General features: G+C 61.3%; 9 protein-coding genes, 1 tRNA gene and 2 pseudogenes. All 12 read right to left on the bottom strand.

From position 1 onward, the window contains the following. Window positions 1–3,140, bottom strand: a pseudogene (locus W930_RS0124855) (hypothetical protein); the annotation flags it as partial. Window positions 3,141–3,257: 117 nt separating this feature from the next. Beyond that, a pseudogene (locus W930_RS31200) lies at window positions 3,258–3,389 on the bottom strand (ESPR domain-containing protein); the annotation flags it as partial. A gap of 461 nt (window positions 3,390–3,850) precedes the next feature. Beyond that, the gene (rpoC, locus tag W930_RS0124860; protein ID WP_023593801.1) at window positions 3,851–8,062 is read right to left on the bottom strand and encodes a DNA-directed RNA polymerase subunit beta'; all 4,212 of its coding nucleotides are present in this window, start codon (window positions 8,060–8,062) and stop codon (window positions 3,851–3,853) included. Window positions 8,063–8,089: 27 nt separating this feature from the next. Then, window positions 8,090–12,196: a DNA-directed RNA polymerase subunit beta gene (gene rpoB, locus W930_RS0124865; RefSeq protein ID WP_023872515.1), complete on the bottom strand. Its 4,107-nt coding sequence runs from the start codon at window positions 12,194–12,196 to the stop codon at window positions 8,090–8,092. Window positions 12,197–12,693: 497 nt separating this feature from the next. Further along, the gene (rplL, locus tag W930_RS0124870) at window positions 12,694–13,071 is read right to left on the bottom strand and encodes a 50S ribosomal protein L7/L12 (protein WP_023593799.1); all 378 of its coding nucleotides are present in this window, start codon (window positions 13,069–13,071) and stop codon (window positions 12,694–12,696) included. A gap of 60 nt (window positions 13,072–13,131) precedes the next feature. Beyond that, the gene (gene rplJ, locus W930_RS0124875) at window positions 13,132–13,629 is read right to left on the bottom strand and encodes a 50S ribosomal protein L10 (protein ID WP_010804162.1); all 498 of its coding nucleotides are present in this window, start codon (window positions 13,627–13,629) and stop codon (window positions 13,132–13,134) included. Between the two features lie 321 nt (window positions 13,630–13,950). Further along, on the bottom strand, window positions 13,951–14,646 hold the full coding sequence (gene rplA / locus W930_RS0124880; RefSeq protein WP_023593798.1) for a 50S ribosomal protein L1: 696 nt from the start codon (window positions 14,644–14,646) through the stop codon (window positions 13,951–13,953). Then, complete coding sequence (rplK, locus tag W930_RS0124885) at window positions 14,646–15,077, bottom strand: 50S ribosomal protein L11 (RefSeq protein WP_010804164.1); 432 nt, start codon at window positions 15,075–15,077, stop codon at window positions 14,646–14,648. Before rplK ends, rplA begins: the two co-directional genes overlap by 1 nt. Before the next feature lie 145 nt (window positions 15,078–15,222). Continuing rightward, window positions 15,223–15,780 carry a transcription termination/antitermination protein NusG gene (gene nusG, locus W930_RS0124890; protein WP_023872516.1) on the bottom strand — a complete coding sequence of 186 codons (558 nt, stop codon included), beginning with the start codon at window positions 15,778–15,780 and terminating at the stop codon, window positions 15,223–15,225. Between the two features lies 1 nt (window position 15,781). Continuing rightward, a complete protein-coding gene (gene secE / locus W930_RS0124895) occupies window positions 15,782–16,162 on the bottom strand; it encodes a preprotein translocase subunit SecE (RefSeq protein ID WP_023593796.1) in 381 nt (126 codons plus the stop codon). Window positions 16,163–16,184: 22 nt separating this feature from the next. Next, window positions 16,185–16,260, bottom strand: a tRNA-Trp gene (locus W930_RS0124900). 64 nt (window positions 16,261–16,324) lie between these two features. Continuing rightward, window positions 16,325–17,062: EF-Tu/IF-2/RF-3 family GTPase (locus W930_RS0124905; protein WP_028731400.1), on the bottom strand; the 738-nt coding region annotated here is incomplete at its 5' end.

Consider the following 17,062-nt stretch of genomic DNA (forward strand, 5'->3'; position numbering starts at 1 on the left):
CCCGACAACAACGCCAGATTGCTGCTCATCGTGCTCAATCCGGTCGACAGCGAACTCGCATGACTGTCGAAGCTGGTCGAGAGTGACGTCATGCTTTCCGCCAGCGTCACCGCCCCCGTCGACAGCGAACTCGCGTGACTGTCGAAGCTGGTGGAGAGCGACGTCAGACTTTCCGCCAGCGTCACTGCACCCGTCGAGAGCGAAACGGCGTGGGCATCAAAGCTGGTCGACAACGAAACGACGCGCCCGTCGAGATCGCTCGCGAGCGATGCGATGTGGCTGTTTGTCGTGCTCAGTCCGGTCGAGACCGAACCGGCATGGCTGTCGAAACTGGTTGAGAGCGACGTCAGACTTTCCGCAAGCGTCAATGCACCGTCCGCAAGTGTCGCCACCCCCGACGAGAGTGAGCTGACGCGCCCGTCGAGGTCCCTCGTGAGCGATGCGATGTGGCTGTTTGTCGTGCTCAGTCCGGTCGAGACCGAACCGGCGTGGCTGTCGAAACTGGTCGAGAGCGACGTCAGACTTTCCGCCAGCGTCAATGCACCGTCCGCAAGTGTCGCCACCCCCGACGAGAGTGAGCTGACGCGCCCGTCGAGGTCCCTCGTGAGCGATGCGATGTGGCTGTTCGTCGTGCTCAGTCCGGCCGAGACCGAACCGGCGTGGCTGTCGAAACTGGTCGAGAGCGACGTCAGACTCTCCGCAAGCGTCAATGCACCGTCGGCGAGTGTCGCCATGCCCGTCGATAGCGAACCGACGCGGCTGTCGAGATGGCTCGCGACGGATGCGACGTGACTTTTCGTCGCCCTCAATTGCCCGAAGGTGACGGCATCGGTGACGCTCTCGCCGTCAGCAAGATTGGTCAGCTTCACCGGCTTCGCCCCGACGCCGCCCAGCGTCGCCAGCTCGCGTGTCGTATCGTCGTACGTGATCGCATGCTGCGTCCCGCTCGACAACAACGCCAGATTGCTCTGCGTCGTGCTCAAGCCGCTGGATAACGAGGTCACGTCGCGAGTGGCGGCACTCAACTGACCGAAGTTGACGGCGTCGTTCTCCCTCTCCGCGTCGGCCACGTTGGTGAGTTTCACCGCGCCCTTGGTGACTCTTCCCCCCAGCGTCACCGACGAATGTATGGCGTTGTCGTACTTCACGACATCGAGTACGTCGCCCTGCAGCTCCGCGATGTCGCTCAGTCCCGTCGAGAGCGAACTCACATGCCTGGACAAGGCCGCCATGCCGGTCGACAGCAATCCGACGTTACGGTTCGTCGCGCTCATCTGGCGCATGTTGACCGCATCCGTCGGATTCACGCCTTCCGCAACATTGGCCAATATCACCGGCTTCGTCGATACCAGATTCCCGAACGTCACCGATTCCTGCGTGTCGTCGTCGTACTGTACGGACGTTTCGATGCCCGCCGTCAAGGCAACCATCTTCCTGAGTCCGGTCGAGAGCGAACCAATCTTCTTCGTCGTGGCGACGGCCCCTGACGAGAGCGAGTTCACATGGCTGTTGGTCTGACTCAATTGCCGCACCGTCACCGCGTCGCTCAGGCCGGTGCCGTCCGCCACGTTGGTCAGCGTCACCGGCTTCATCGAGAGCAGATTACCGAATGTGACCGACTCCTGATCGTCGTCGTCGTAGTGCACGACATTGCTCATATCCGAGACCAGCGTGCTGATCTTGCCCATTCCCGTGGACAGTGAACTCATTCCCGTGGTCAGGAGCGCCGTGCTCGTGGAGAGCGATCTCACGCTTTTGGTGGTCACACTCAACTGCCCGACCGTCACCGCGTCGCTCGCGTCGACGCCGTCGGCCACGTTGGTCAGCTTGACCGGCGTGAGGGACAGCAGGTGACCGAGCGTGACCGACGCCTGGGAATCGTCGTCGTAGAGCACCGCACCTCGGGCCTGACCGGCCAGCGCGCCGATCGTGCTCAGTCCACTCGACAGTCCGCTCGACAGCTCGCTCACCCCGGTGAACAGGGCACTCACGCCACTCGAGAGCGAATCCGCGCCGGTGGACAGCGACGCCACACGTCCGTCGGTGAGCTTCAACTGCCGGGTGGTGACGGCGTCGCTCGGCTCCATCCCGTCTGCCACATTGGTCAGTTTCACGGCCCTCGAGGATTGCGTGCGACCCAAGGTGAGCTTTTCGTGAGTATCGTCGTCGTACCGCGCCATCCGTTCAAGGTCGGTCGCCAGCCCCATCGCCATGTTCAGGCCGGTGGACAGCGAACTCATGTCCTTCGACAGCGAATCGACGCCGGTCGATAACGAACGGACGGTGCCGTTCGTGTTGAGGAGCTGCCGCAAATTGACGGCATCGGTTGCGTCCTGCGCATCGGCAACGTTGCGCACCAAAACGGGATGTCTGGCGACGGCATCGCCAAGCGACACGCTTTGATGCGCCGCGTCGTCGTAGTGCACGGTGTTTTCGAAGGCGACGATTGCCGGGCGTACTGCCGTCGACAGGGAGTTGATACCCGATGAGAGCGAAACAATATTCAGCTCGGCCGCAGTTTGGCCTGAGGACATTCGGATCTTGAATGTCGACAGATCGGTATTGACCTCCGAGAGCGCGCGATTGGTCGCGCTCAATTGCGAACCGTTGATGGCGTCGAGACTTGTCTCATTGATTCTGCCGGCAGCGACGTTGGTAATCGTGCGCGAATAGTCTGGCGTTCCGACGCTTACCGTTCCTTCCGGCGAGACGCCCGCGAAGGTGTAGGCCACGCCATTGATGTCAACGCCCTTTGTGCCTGCCGGGTCGGATGTCGTCGAATGCGCGCCAAGCGCCACAGACCACTTGGACGTGGCCTTCGACCGATACCCCAGTGCGAGGGACTGCTCCGCTTCCGCTTGCGCCCAATGGCCGACAGCGGCGGAAAAATCACCAACGGCTCTGGTACTCGCGCCGAGCCCCGTGCCGGCATGGCTGGCGAATGCGTGTGTGCCGATCGCGGTGTTCCACTTGTCATTCTTCCCTTTCTCGCCGGCCGCGGCATAGGCGCCCAGCGCGGTATCGAAGTTCGCCGTGGCGATTGAGTAGGCGCCAATCGCCACGGGCGCCTGATGCACATTCCAACCGGAGCACCCCTCCCCTTGCCCGGCGATCGCGTCCGTGCCGTAGGCGATCATCATCTTGAAAGTGTATTGACTGGGGCAACCCGTGCCCCCTCCATCGCTGAAGCCCGCGAAAGCGGGATTGCACAATGACGCCAGACAAAGCGCCGCCCCCCCGCACAGCAGCACACTCGCCCGCTTCAATGCCGCACCGCACCTCGACCTGCCTGCCTTGCCCTGCCCCGTGCAAATCTCCGCGACAGCAACCCAAGTGCCTGTCCTGCGACTGAAAACGAGACGATAAGTCTTGTTCATCATTCTCTCCATCAAGCTCGGACATCAACATCGCAGTTCGCTTGTCGATGCTGTCGATCGGGCCTGCATCGAGCTCGCTGGCGAACGCGTCCTGTTACCTCGGCGACTTCGGGGGGAGAATCCCCCGGCACCGATCACGAGTCATGATGAAAAGTTGACGAATGTCGCCGGGACGCGCCGAGGCACGCGCCGGCCGGCGGGTCGGGCCGACAGGCCCGCGCCGCAACGATAAGGAGGAAATGGCGCAACGGCTCGCTCGCGGGCCGGCCACACAACCGCCCGGGAAGCGTCTCCGCGACGCCTTGGGAATCGGCGGATTCGGAACGCGATGTGAATTCGCTCGGGTGCGCCGTGGCGTGCGCGCAATAAAAAACCCCCAGGGGTCGGACGACTGTCCAACCCCTGGGGGTCAATTTGCTGGCGATCCGGCGATCCGGCGGCAGCACCCGCTCGCGCGGGCGCCGCCCAACCGATTACTCGGCCGTCGGGGCTTCCACCGAATTCGGCATCGGCGCAAACGCCTCTTCCAGAGCGATCTGGTCGTGACGCTCGCGATCCGACGTCTCGCGGGCCTTGCGGGCCTTGTGATACGCCAGACCCGTACCTGCCGGGATCAGACGGCCGACGATGACGTTTTCCTTCAAGCCACGCAGGTCGTCCTTCTTGCCCATGATGGCGGCTTCGGTCAGCACGCGCGTCGTTTCCTGGAACGACGCCGCCGAGATGAACGAGTCCGTCGACAGCGACGCCTTCGTAATACCCAGCAGCACGTTCTCGTACTGCGCCGGACGCTTGCCTTCGGCGATCATGGCGTCGTTCTCGTACAGCATGTCCGAGCGCTCGACCTGTTCGCCGATGATGAAGCGCGTATCGCCGTTGTCGGTGATCTGCACACGACGCAGCATCTGGCGAACGATCACCTCGATGTGCTTGTCGTTGATCTTCACACCCTGCAAGCGGTACACGTCCTGCACTTCGTCAACGATGTAACGCGACAGCGCCTCGATACCCTGCAGACGCAGGATGTCGTGCGGATCGGCCGGACCGTCCACGATCATTTCGCCCTTGTTCACCACCTGGCCGTCGTGCACCAGCACCTGCTTTTCCTTCGGAATCAGGAATTCGTGCTGGTTGCCGTCGAGGTCGGTAATGACCAGACGCTGCTTGCCCTTCGTGTCCTTGCCGAACGACGTGGTACCCGTGACTTCAGCCAGAATGCCTGCGTCCTTCGGTGCACGCGCTTCGAACAGTTCGGCCACACGCGGCAGACCCCCGGTAATATCGCGGGTCTTCTGCGCTTCCGTCGGGATACGTGCGAGCACTTCACCCACCGGCACTTGCTGACCGTCCTTGATGGTGATCAGTGCGCCCACCTGGAAGCCGATCGTCACAGCGTGATCGGTACCCGGGATCTTCACTTCCACACCATTCTCGTCGAGCAGCTTGACCTGCGGACGCACGTTCTTCGACGCCGGACCACGACGCTTCGGATCGATCACGACCAGCGTGGACAGACCCGTCACATCGTCGATCTGCTTGGCAACCGTGACACCTTCCTCGACGTTCTCGAACTTGGCGTAACCGCCGTGTTCGGTAATGATCGGGCGCGTCAGCGGATCCCACGTACCCAGCTGGGCACCGGCCTTGACCTGAGCACCGTCCAGTTGCAGCAGCGTGGCGCCATACGGCACCTTGTGACGCTCGCGCTCACGGCCATGATCGTCCGTGATCAGGATTTCGCCCGAACGCGAAATCGCGATCTGCTCGCCACGGCCGTTCGTCACGTAACGCATGGTCGCCGTGAAACGCACCGTACCGTTCGACTTGGCTTCGATCGACGAGGCCACCGCCGCACGCGACGCCGCACCACCGATGTGGAACGTACGCATCGTCAGCTGCGTGCCCGGCTCACCGATCGACTGTGCCGCGATCACGCCGACGGCTTCACCGACGTTCACGCGCGTACCACGGCCCAGATCGCGGCCATAGCAGGCGGCGCACAGACCGAAGCGCGTATCGCAGGTGAGCGGCGTGCGCACGCGCACTTCGTCCACGCCCAGCGTTTCGATCATGTCGACGACGTCTTCGTCGAGCAGCGTGCCCGCTTCGTACACCGTTTCCTGCGTTTCCGGATTCACGACGTCGGCTGCGGCCACACGACCCAGGATACGGTCGCGCAGGGCTTCGACCACTTCACCGCCCTCGACCAGCGCCTTCATCGCCACGCCGTTGCTCGTGCCGCAATCGTCCTCGACCACGACCAGATCCTGCGTCACATCGACCAGACGACGCGTCAGGTAACCCGAGTTTGCCGTCTTCAGTGCCGTATCGGCCAGACCCTTACGTGCACCGTGGGTCGAGATGAAGTACTGCAGCACGTTCAGGCCTTCGCGGAAGTTCGCGGTAATCGGCGTCTCGATGATCGAGCCGTCCGGCTTGGCCATCAGGCCACGCATCCCCGCGAGCTGGCGAATCTGGGCGCTCGAACCGCGAGCGCCGGAGTCGGCCATCATGTAAATCGAGTTGAACGATTCCTGATCGACGGTGTTGCCATCGCGATCGACGGTCGGCTCCTTCGAGAGCTGCTCCATCATCGCCTTGCCCACCGCGTCACCGGTCGCGCCCCAGATGTCCACGACGTTGTTGTAACGCTCTTGCGCCGTGACCAGACCCGACATGTACTGACGGTCGTATTCCTTGACCTTCTTCGACGCTTCGCTGATCAGCTCTTCCTTCTTCGTCGGCACGAGCATGTCGTCGACGCAGATCGAGATACCGGCGCGCGTTGCCAGACGGAAGCCCGACTGCATCAGCTTGTCGACGAAGATCACCGTCTCGCGCAGACCGCAACGACGGAACGCCGTGTTGATCAGCTTCGAGATTTCCTTCTTCTTGAGCGACTTGTTCAGCACCGAGAACGGCAGGCCCGGCGGCAGGATTTCCGACAGGATCGCGCGGCCGACGGTCGTCGGGTACAGCGTGATCTTCGGCGTCTTCTCGCCGGTTTCCGCGTCGACCGTGTACTCCGTGATACGCACGTTCACGCGCGAAGCCAGTTCGACTTCCTTGTTGTCGTACGCACGCAGCACTTCCGAGACGTCGACGAACGACAGGCCTTCGCCGCGGCCGTTGATCTTCTCGCGGGTCGCGTAGTACAGGCCCAGCACGATATCCTGCGACGGCACGATCGACGGATCGCCGTTGGCCGGGAACAACACGTTGTTCGAGGCCAGCATCAGGGTACGGGCTTCCATCTGCGCTTCGAGCGACAGCGGCACGTGAACGGCCATCTGGTCACCGTCGAAGTCGGCGTTGAACGCCGCGCAGACCAGCGGGTGCAGCTGGATGGCCTTGCCTTCGATCAGCACCGGCTCGAACGCCTGAATACCCAGGCGGTGCAGCGTCGGTGCGCGGTTCAGCATGATCGGATGCTCGCGGATCACCTCTTCGAGGATGTCCCACACCACCGGCGTCTGGTTCTCGACTTCCTTCTTCGCGGCCTTGATGGTCGTGGCCACGCCCATCACTTCCAGCTTGTGGAAGATGAACGGCTTGAAGAGTTCGAGCGCCATCAGCTTGGGCAGGCCGCACTGATGCAGCTTGAGCGTCGGGCCCACGGTAATCACCGAACGGCCCGAGTAGTCCACGCGCTTACCCAGCAGGTTCTGACGGAAACGACCGCTCTTACCCTTGATCATGTCGGCCAGCGACTTGAGCGGGCGCTTGTTCGCACCGGTCATCGCCTTGCCGCGACGACCGTTGTCGAGCAGCGAGTCCACCGATTCCTGCAGCATGCGCTTTTCGTTGCGCACGATGATGTCCGGGGCCTTGAGCTCGAGCAGACGCTTCAGACGGTTGTTACGGTTGATGACGCGGCGATACAGATCGTTCAGGTCCGAGGTCGCGAAGCGGCCACCGTCGAGCGGCACCAGCGGGCGCAGCTCGGGCGGCAGCACCGGCAGCACTTCGAGCACCATCCACTCGGGCTTGATGCCCGAACGCTGGAAGGCCTCGAGCACCTTCAGGCGCTTGGCGTACTTCTTGATCTTGGCTTCCGACCCCGTGGCCTGCAGCTCGGCGCGCAGGTGTTCCACCTGCTCGTCGATCTTGATCTCGCGCAGCAGCTCACGCACGCCTTCCGCGCCCATCTCGGCACGGAACTCGTCGCCGTATTCCTCGACCTTGTTGTAGTAATCCTCCTCGGTCATGATCTGGTTCTTCTTGAGCGGCGTCATGCCCGGGTCGATGACCACGTACGCTTCGAAGTACAACACGCGCTCGATGTCGCGCAGCGTCATGTCGAGCACCATGCCCAGACGCGACGGCAGCGACTTCAGGAACCAGATGTGCGCGACCGGCGAGGCCAGTTCGATGTGGCCCATGCGCTCGCGGCGCACCTTCGCCAGCGTGACTTCCACGCCGCACTTCTCACAGATCACGCCACGGTGCTTCAGGCGCTTGTACTTGCCGCAAAGGCATTCGTAGTCCTTGATCGGACCGAAGATCTTTGCGCAGAACAGGCCGTCGCGCTCGGGCTTGAACGTCCGGTAGTTGATCGTCTCCGGCTTCTTCACTTCGCCGAACGACCACGAGCGGATCTTGTCCGGCGAGGCCAGACCGATCTTGATCGCTTCGAACTGTTCGTCCTGTTGGACTTGCTTGAATAGATCGAGCAAAGCTTTCATTGCTTTCTCCTATTTGCCTGAACGCGATTAACCGCGCTCCAGGTCGATATCGATACCGAGCGAACGGATTTCCTTGACCAGCACGTTGAACGACTCCGGCATGCCGGCATCGATCATGTGATCGCCCTTGACCAGGTTCTCGTACACCTTCGTACGACCCGTCACGTCATCCGACTTCACCGTCAGCATTTCCTGCAGCACGTACGACGCGCCGTAAGCTTCCAGCGCCCACACTTCCATTTCACCGAAGCGCTGACCACCGAACTGGGCCTTGCCGCCCAGCGGTTGCTGCGTCACCAGCGAGTACGGACCGGTCGAACGGGCGTGCATCTTGTCGTCGACCAAGTGGTGCAGCTTGAGCATGTGCATGAAGCCGCAGGTCACCGGACGCTCAAAGGCTTCGCCAGTACGGCCGTCGAACAGCGTGACCTGGTTCTTCGACGGCGTCATGCCGAGTTCCTTCGCGATGTGATCCGGGAACGCCAGATCCAGCATGCGACGGATTTCCTCTTCATGCGCACCATCGAACACCGGCGTTGCGAACGGCACGCCGTTCTGCAGGTTGTGCGCCAGCGTCATCACTTCTTCGTCCGACAGGCTGTCGATATCTTCTTGCTGACCGCTCTCGTTGTAGATCTGCGTCAGGAACTTGCGAACTTCCTGGACCTTGGTGTGCGCCTGCAGCATTTCGCCGATGCGCCAGCCCAGACCCTTCGCGGCCCAACCCAGGTGCGATTCGAGAATCTGACCCACGTTCATCCGCGACGGCACGCCGAGCGGGTTGAGCACGATGTCCGCCGGACGGCCGTCGGCCATGTACGGCATATCCTCGATCGGCACGATCTTCGAGACCACGCCCTTGTTACCGTGACGGCCGGCCATCTTGTCGCCAGGCTGCAGACGACGCTTGACCGCCAGGTAGACCTTGACCATCTTCAGCACGCCCGGCGGCAGTTCGTCGCCCTGCGTGAGCTTCTTGCGCTTCTCTTCGAAGGCCAGGTCGAACGAGTGACGCTTCTGCTCGATCGATTCCTTGATCTGCTCGAGTTGCTGGGCGCCTTCGTCGTCGGCCAGACGGATGTCGAACCAGTGGTAGCGATCCAGATCGGCCAGGTATTCCTTGGTGATCTTGGTGCCCTTGGCGAGCTTCTTCGGACCGCCGTTGGCCGTCTTGCCGACCAGGAAACGCTCCAGACGCTGGAATGCGTCGCCTTCCACGATACGCAGCTGGTCGTTCAGGTCGAGGCGGTAGCCCTTCAGTTCATCGTCGATGATCTGCTGGGCGCGCTTGTCGCGCTGGATGCCTTCGCGCGTGAACACCTGCACGTCGATGACCGTGCCGCTCATGCCCGACGGCACGCGCAGCGAGGTGTCCTTCACGTCCGAGGCCTTCTCGCCGAAGATCGCGCGCAGCAGCTTCTCTTCCGGCGTGAGCTGGGTTTCGCCCTTCGGCGTGACCTTGCCCACCAGCACGTCGCCGGCTTCGACTTCCGCACCGATGTACACGATGCCCGACTCGTCCAGACGGCTCAGTTGCACTTCCGCCAGGTTCGAGATGTCGCGCGTGATTTCTTCCGGTCCGAGCTTCGTATCGCGCGAGACCACGTTCAGTTCTTCGATGTGGATCGACGTGTAACGGTCTTCCGCAACGACACGCTCCGAGATCAGGATCGAATCCTCGAAGTTGTAGCCGTTCCACGGCATGAACGCGATCAGCATGTTCTGACCCAGCGCCAGTTCGCCCAGATCGGTCGATGCACCGTCGGCGATCACGTCGCCGCGCGCCACCTTGTCACCCACGCGCACGATCGGGCGCTGGTTGATGTTGGTGTTCTGGTTCGAACGCGTGTACTTGATCAGGTTGTAGATGTCCACGCCGACTTCGCCGGCCACGGCTTCGTCGTCGTTCACGCGGATCACCACACGGCCGGCGTCGACGTAGTCGACCACGCCACCGCGGAATGCCTGAACCGTCGTACCCGAGTCGACTGCCACGGTACGCTCGATACCCGTACCCACGACCGCCTTTTCCGGGCGCAGGCAAGGCACGGCCTGGCGCTGCATGTTCGAACCCATCAATGCGCGGTTCGCGTCATCGTGCTCGAGGAACGGAATCAGCGAGGCGGCCACCGACACGATCTGCGACGGCGCCACGTCCATGTACTGGATGCGGTCCGGCGTGACCATCAGCGTTTCACCCGCTTCACGCGACGACACCAGTTCGTCGGTGAGTTCGCCGTTCGCGCCGATCGACGCGTTCGCCTGGGCGATCACGTAGCGACCTTCCTCGATGGCCGACAGGTAGTCGATCTGGTCGGTGACCTTGCCGTCCACCACCTTGCGATACGGCGTCTCGAGGAAGCCGTATTCGTTCAGGCGGGCGTACAGCGCCAGCGAGTTGATCAGACCGATGTTCGGACCTTCCGGCGTTTCGATCGGGCACACGCGGCCATAGTGGGTCGGGTGCACGTCGCGCACTTCGAAGCCTGCACGCTCGCGTGTCAGACCGCCCGGGCCCAGTGCGGAAACACGACGCTTGTGCGTGATTTCCGACAGCGGGTTGGTCTGGTCCATGAACTGCGACAGCTGCGACGAACCGAAGAACTCGCGAATGGCCGACGAGATCGGCTTGCTGTTGATCAGGTCGTGCGGCATCAGGTTTTCCGATTCGGCCTGACCCAGACGTTCCTTCACAGCGCGCTCGACACGCACGAGACCGGCGCGGAACTGGTTCTCGGCCAGTTCGCCCACGCAACGCACGCGACGGTTGCCGAGGTGGTCGATATCGTCCACTTCGCCACGGCCGTTACGCAGATCCACGAGGATCTTGATGGTCGCGAGAATGTCGTCGTCTTCCAGCGTCATCGGTCCGAGCACTTCGTCACGGCCGACACGGCGGTTGAACTTCATACGACCCACCTTCGACAGGTCGTACGCTTCCTCGCTGTAGAACAGACGGTTGAACAGGGCCTCGACGGCATCTTCGGTCGGCGGCTCGCCCGGGCGCATCATGCGATAGATCGCGATACGCGCGGCCGTCTGGTCGGCGGTCTCGTCGATGCGCAGCGTGGCCGAGATGTACGAACCCTGGTCCAGATCGTTCGTGTACAGCGTCTGGATGTCCGACACACCCGACTCGCGCAGCTTGAGCAGCACGCTTTCGGTGATTTCGTCGTTGGCGTTGGCGATCACTTCGCCCGTGTCGCCATCGATCACGTTCTTCGCGAGCACGCGGCCGAGCAGGTAGTCTTCCGGCACCGAGATAAACTTGGTGTTGGCGTTCTCCAGATCGCGGATGTGCTTGGCGTTGACGCGCTTGTCCTTCTGGACGATGACCTTGCCGTCGCGATCCGTGATGTCGAAGCGAGCCACTTCACCGCGCAGACGCTCCGGCACGAACTCCATCTGCGCGCCTTCCGGCATCAGCTTGAAGTTGTCGAACACGAAGAAGTTCGCGAGGATCTGTTCCGGCGTGAGGCCGATGGCCTTGAGCAGGATCGTGACCGGCATCTTGCGGCGACGGTCGACGCGGAAATACAGGATGTCCTTCGGATCGAATTCGAAGTCCAGCCACGAGCCGCGGTAGGGGATGATACGCGCGGAGAACAGCAGCTTGCCCGAGCTGTGCGTCTTGCCCTTGTCGTGTTCGAAGAACACGCCCGGCGAACGGTGCAACTGCGAGACGATGACACGTTCGGTGCCATTGATGACGAAGGAACCCGTCGACGTCATGAGCGGAATTTCGCCCATGTACACTTCCTGTTCCTTGACTTCCTTGACGACCGGCTTGTTCGGCGATTCCTTGTCGAGAATCACCAGACGAACCTTGGCGCGCAGGGCCGAGCAAAAGGTCAGGCCGCGCTGTTGACATTCCTTGACATCGAACGCGGGAGTGCCCAGCACATAGCTGACAAACTCCAGGCGTGCGAACCCGTTGTGAGAAACGATCGGGAAAATGGAGGAGAAGGCTGCTTGCAGACCCTCCGGCTTCCGCTCCGTTGCAAGCGCGTCGGCTTGCAAGAACGATGTGTACGAGGCGAGCTGGGTTGCCAGCAAAAACGGCACCTTGTGCACGGTCGGACGCTTCGCAAAACTCTTGCGAATGCGTTTCTTCTCGGTGAAGGAATAGTGCATTACGATCTCCGAATCACTACGCTGGCGACGACGGCAGGCATCGACAACGGGTGTTCATCGACTGAGACCAGACGTTCCCCACGGCGGGCTTGCCGCGGAGCAACGAGCTTGGTGGTTGGCCGCTACCAACCGCTGGCTGACGGCGACGGATGCCTGTGTTGCCCGTCGCCCGACCAAACTTGCCTTCTGCAGTCGCTTCAGAAGACAAAGAGAAAATCGTCGCCGGCAGCGCGCCCGCACGATCTTTTCTTTGGCCTCTCAGTCATTTTGGCGCTGCCTCGAACCGGCCCGGCGCTTGCATCCGACGCTCACGGAACGGCCGTTTGAAACGGCGCGGGTCGCGTTAGCTGCGGCGAAATGACTTTGCTTTCAATGACTTGGTGCCGAATGGCACCGGCTTTCGAAATCCGCACCCGCCTTGCGGGTTTTGCATCTCCAGAAAGCACAAAAAGGCTGACGACATTTCGTCGCCAGCCTTCCCTACGCGCAGAGTCGAATTACTTGACTTCGACCTTGGCGCCGGCTTCTTCCAGCTTCTTCTTGGCTTCGTCGGCGGCAGCCTTGTCGACGCCTTCCTTGACAGCCTTCGGAGCGCCATCGACCAGGTCCTTGGCTTCCTTCAGGCCCAGGCCGGTGATTTCGCGGACGGCCTTGATGACGCCGACCTTGTTCGCACCGACTTCCGCCAGGATGACGTTGAATTCGGTTTGCTCTTCAGCAGCAGCAGCACCGCCGCCAGCGCCAGCCGGGCCAGCCACTGCCAGGGCAGCTGCCGACACGCCGAACTTCTCTTCGAACGCCTTGACCAGGTCGTTCAGTTCCATAACCGACATCGCGCCTACGGCTTCGATGATTTCGTCTTTCGTGATTGCCATTTGTAAAACTCCTAGATTGTGTTCGGACCGAAGTCAGCGATCGTGTAACCGGGGAGAGACTTAAGCAGCTTCCGCTTGCTTCTTCTCTGCCACGGCAGCCAGGACGCGAGCAAAGCCGGAAACCGGCGCTTGCATGACACCCAGCAACTTCGCGAGCAGTTCGTCGCGGCTCGGGATCGAGGCCAGCGCTTGCACGCCTGCCTTGTCCATCACCTTGCCGTCGTACGAGCCGGCCTTCAAGATCAACTTGTCGTTGCCCTTCGAAAAGTCGTTCAGGACTTTCGCAGCGGCTACGGGATCCGTCGAGATACCGTAGATCAGAGGACCGGTCATCTGCTCAGCCAGATCAGCAAACGGGGTGTTTTCCACCGCGCGGCGAGCCAGCGTGTTCTTCAGAACGCGCAGGTAGACGCCTTGCTGACGCGCATTGGCGCGAAGCTTCGTCAGATCGCCAACCGTGATTCCGCGATATTCAGCCACAACGATGGTCGAAGCGCCGGCGACTTGCGCCGATACTTCAGCCACGACGGCTTTCTTATCATCAAGATTAAGTGCCACGGTTAACCTCCAAAATTGACATCACCTCATGGTGACGCCGTTCCACTAACGGCTTACCGACATGTCTGGAGTTTCTACCTCCGCGCCCGGTTTCCCGGACACGGCGGTGTGACTGCATAACTTGTTCGGGTTCGCCATCTGCGTTGGCTGGCGTATTAAGGGAGCGTCAGGACTTGCCCATTCCCGCCAACGGTCTTTGATAACCGGAAGCGCTTTCCAAAGAAACCGCTTCCGCCCAAAGTCTTTTGCTACCGGCTGTCGATCCGATGGATCCCAGCCATCGCAGGGGACGCCATCACCCTGCGATTGCGATACTGTTGCTTAGGCCGAGAGGCTGGCCTGGTCCACGCGCACGCCAACGCCCATCGTGCTCGACAGGGCGATCTTGCGCAGGTAGACACCCTTGCTCGAAGCCGGCTTGGCCTTCGTCAGGGCTTCCAGCAGAGCCGACAGGTTCTGTTGAAGCGCGGTCGGTTCGAACGAAGCGCGGCCGATGGTCGCGTGGATGATACCGGCCTTGTCGACGCGGAACTGGACCTGACCGGCCTTGGCGTTCTTCACTGCCGTGGCCACGTCCGGGGTGACCGTGCCGACCTTCGGGTTCGGCATCAGGCCGCGCGGGCCGAGGATCTGACCCAGCGTACCGACGATACGCATCGTGTCCGGCGAAGCGATCACGATGTCGAAGTCCATGTTGCCGGCCTTGATCTGCTCGGCGAGGTCTTCCATACCGACGATTTCAGCACCGGCGGCCTTGGCTTGCTCGGCCTTTTCGCCCTGGGCGAAAACAGCGACGCGAACCGACTTGCCGGTACCGGCGGGCAGAACCACCGAACCACGAACCACTTGGTCCGACTTCTTCGCATCCACGCCCAGTTGCACGGCGACGTCGATCGACTCGTCGAACTTGGCGCTTGCGCATTCCTTGACCAGGGCCAGAGCGTCGCCGACCGGGTACAGCTTGTTGCGATCGACCTTTGCGGCCAGTGCTTGTTGACGCTTCGAGATCTTAGCCATTACAGACCCTCCACCGTGATGCCCATCGAACGTGCGCTGCCAGCGATGGTGCGAACCGCGGCGTCCAGATCGGAGGCGGTAAGGTCAGGCATCTTGGTCTTCGCGATTTCTTCCGCTTGTGCGCGGGTGATCTTGCCCACCTTGTCGGTGTGCGGCTTGCTCGAACCCTTTTGCAGGTTGGCAGCCTTCTTGATCAGCACCGTTGCCGGCGGGGTCTTCAGGACGAACGTGAAGCTCTTGTCTGCGAAAGCGGTGATCACCACCGGAATCGGCAGACCCGGCTCGAGGCTCTGCGTCTGGGCGTTGAACGCCTTGCAGAACTCCATGATGTTCAGGCCGCGCTGACCCAGGGCCGGGCCCACGGGGGGCGACGGGTTGGCTTTACCTGCAGGAATCTGCAGCTTGATAAAGCCGATGATTTTCTTTGCCATGGTTTACTCCGGAGCGAATATGTGGCGCATATTCGGGGTTGAGTCATAGCGCGTTTTCACCGGGAATTCGGTTACTGGCGCTCCTCGGCGACGGTTGTCACCAAACGCAAAAACGCGCCGGACGTCGCGCCGGCGCATTTTATTCTTAGATCTTTTCGACTTGTCCGAACTCCAGTTCTACCGGAGTCGCTCGTCCGAAAATAGTGACGGACACACGGAGGCGGGATTTTTCGTAATTCACTTCTTCGACTGAGCCGTTGAAGTCCGTGAAAGGACCATCCTTGACTCGAACCAGCTCGCCCACTTCGAACAACGTCTTGGGACGCGGCTTTTCCACCCCGTCCTTGATTTGCGACATGATCGCGTCGACCTCTTCCTTACGGATCGGAATCGGACGATTACCCGTGCCGCCAACGAAACCCGTGACTTTCGGCGTGTTCTTCACCAAATGCCAGGTGTCGTCCGTCATTTCCATCTCGCACAGCACATAGCCGGGGAAGAAACGACGCTCGGTGACCGACTTGTGGCCACCTTTGATTTCAACAACTTCTTCGGTCGGAACGAGAATCTCGCCGAAGTAGTCTTCCATACCCTCGCGCACAACGCGCTCTTTCAACGCCTTGGCTACGCTCTTTTCCATGCCGGAATACGCATGAACGACGTACCAGCGCTTCTTACTCGGTGCAGCCCCGGTATCAGACATATCACTTCCAGCCAAGAATCAAAGAGAATACCGCCCACTCGATCGTCTTGTCGCTGATCCAGAGATACAGCGCCATGACAATGACGAACGCGAAGACGATCGCGGTCGTTTGGGCGGCCTCTTTACGGGTCGGCCAAACGACCTTACCCACTTCCCGATACGCATCCTTGGCAAAAGCCAGGAAGCCTTTGCCAGTTTGCGATGCCAATGCAACACCTGCCGCGATGGCCAGAACGACGACGATGGCAGCAACGCGCACATACAGCGCCTGTTGCTCCAGCGCGTAGAACGCCACGACGCCTGCAATGACGAGCACTCCGGCCAGAGCCAGCAGCAGCTTGTCGCCAGTCGTACGTACAGTTTCTACGGGAGAATTCGCCATTTCCAGCTTGCAAACAGTTGTTTGGCAGGGGCAGAGGGAATCGAACCCCCAACCTTCGGTTTTGGAGACCGACGCTCTGCCAGTTGAGCTATACCCCTAAAACAGCAGAGGGGCCAGCCGCCAAAAGCTGACCCCGTAAGCGCGGACCGTTAAGGTACCGGCTTAAGCTACGATCTTTGCAACCACGCCGGCGCCGACGGTACGGCCACCTTCGCGGATTGCGAAACGCAGACCTTCGGTCATGGCGATCGGAGCGATCAGCTTGACCGAGATCGAAACGTTATCGCCCGGCATAACCATTTCCTTGCCTTCCGGCAGGGTGATCGAGCCCGTCACGTCCGTGGTACGGAAGTAGAACTGCGGACGGTAGTTGTTAAAGAACGGGGTGTGACGACCACCTTCATCCTTCGACAGAACGTACACTTCGCCCGTGAATTCCGTGTGCGGCGTGATCGAACCCGGCTTGGCCAGCACTTGACCGCGCTGAACTTCTTCACGCTTCGTGCCGCGCAGCAGGATACCGACGTTGTCGCCAGCCTGACCTTGGTCGAGCAGCTTGCGGAACATTTCCACGCCCGTGCAGGTCGTCTTCACCGTCGGGGTGATACCGACGATTTCGATTTCTTCGCCGACCTTGATGACACCCGACTCAACGCGACCGGTCACAACCGTACCGCGGCCCGAGATCGAGAACACGTCTTCCACCGGCATCAGGAAGGCCTTGTCGATGGCGCGCTCCGGCGTCGGGATGTACGTGTCGAGCGCTTCGGCCAGGTTCAGGATAGCCACTTCGCCGAGTTCGCCCTTGTCGCCTTCCAGCGCCAGCTTGGCCGAACCCTTGATGATCGGCAGATCGTCGCCCGGGAAGTCGTACTTCGACAGGAGTTCGCGAACTTCCAT

Origin of the sequence: Pandoraea sp. E26, assembly GCF_000681415.1 — a bacterium.
Taxonomy (GTDB): domain Bacteria; phylum Pseudomonadota; class Gammaproteobacteria; order Burkholderiales; family Burkholderiaceae; genus Pandoraea; species Pandoraea pnomenusa.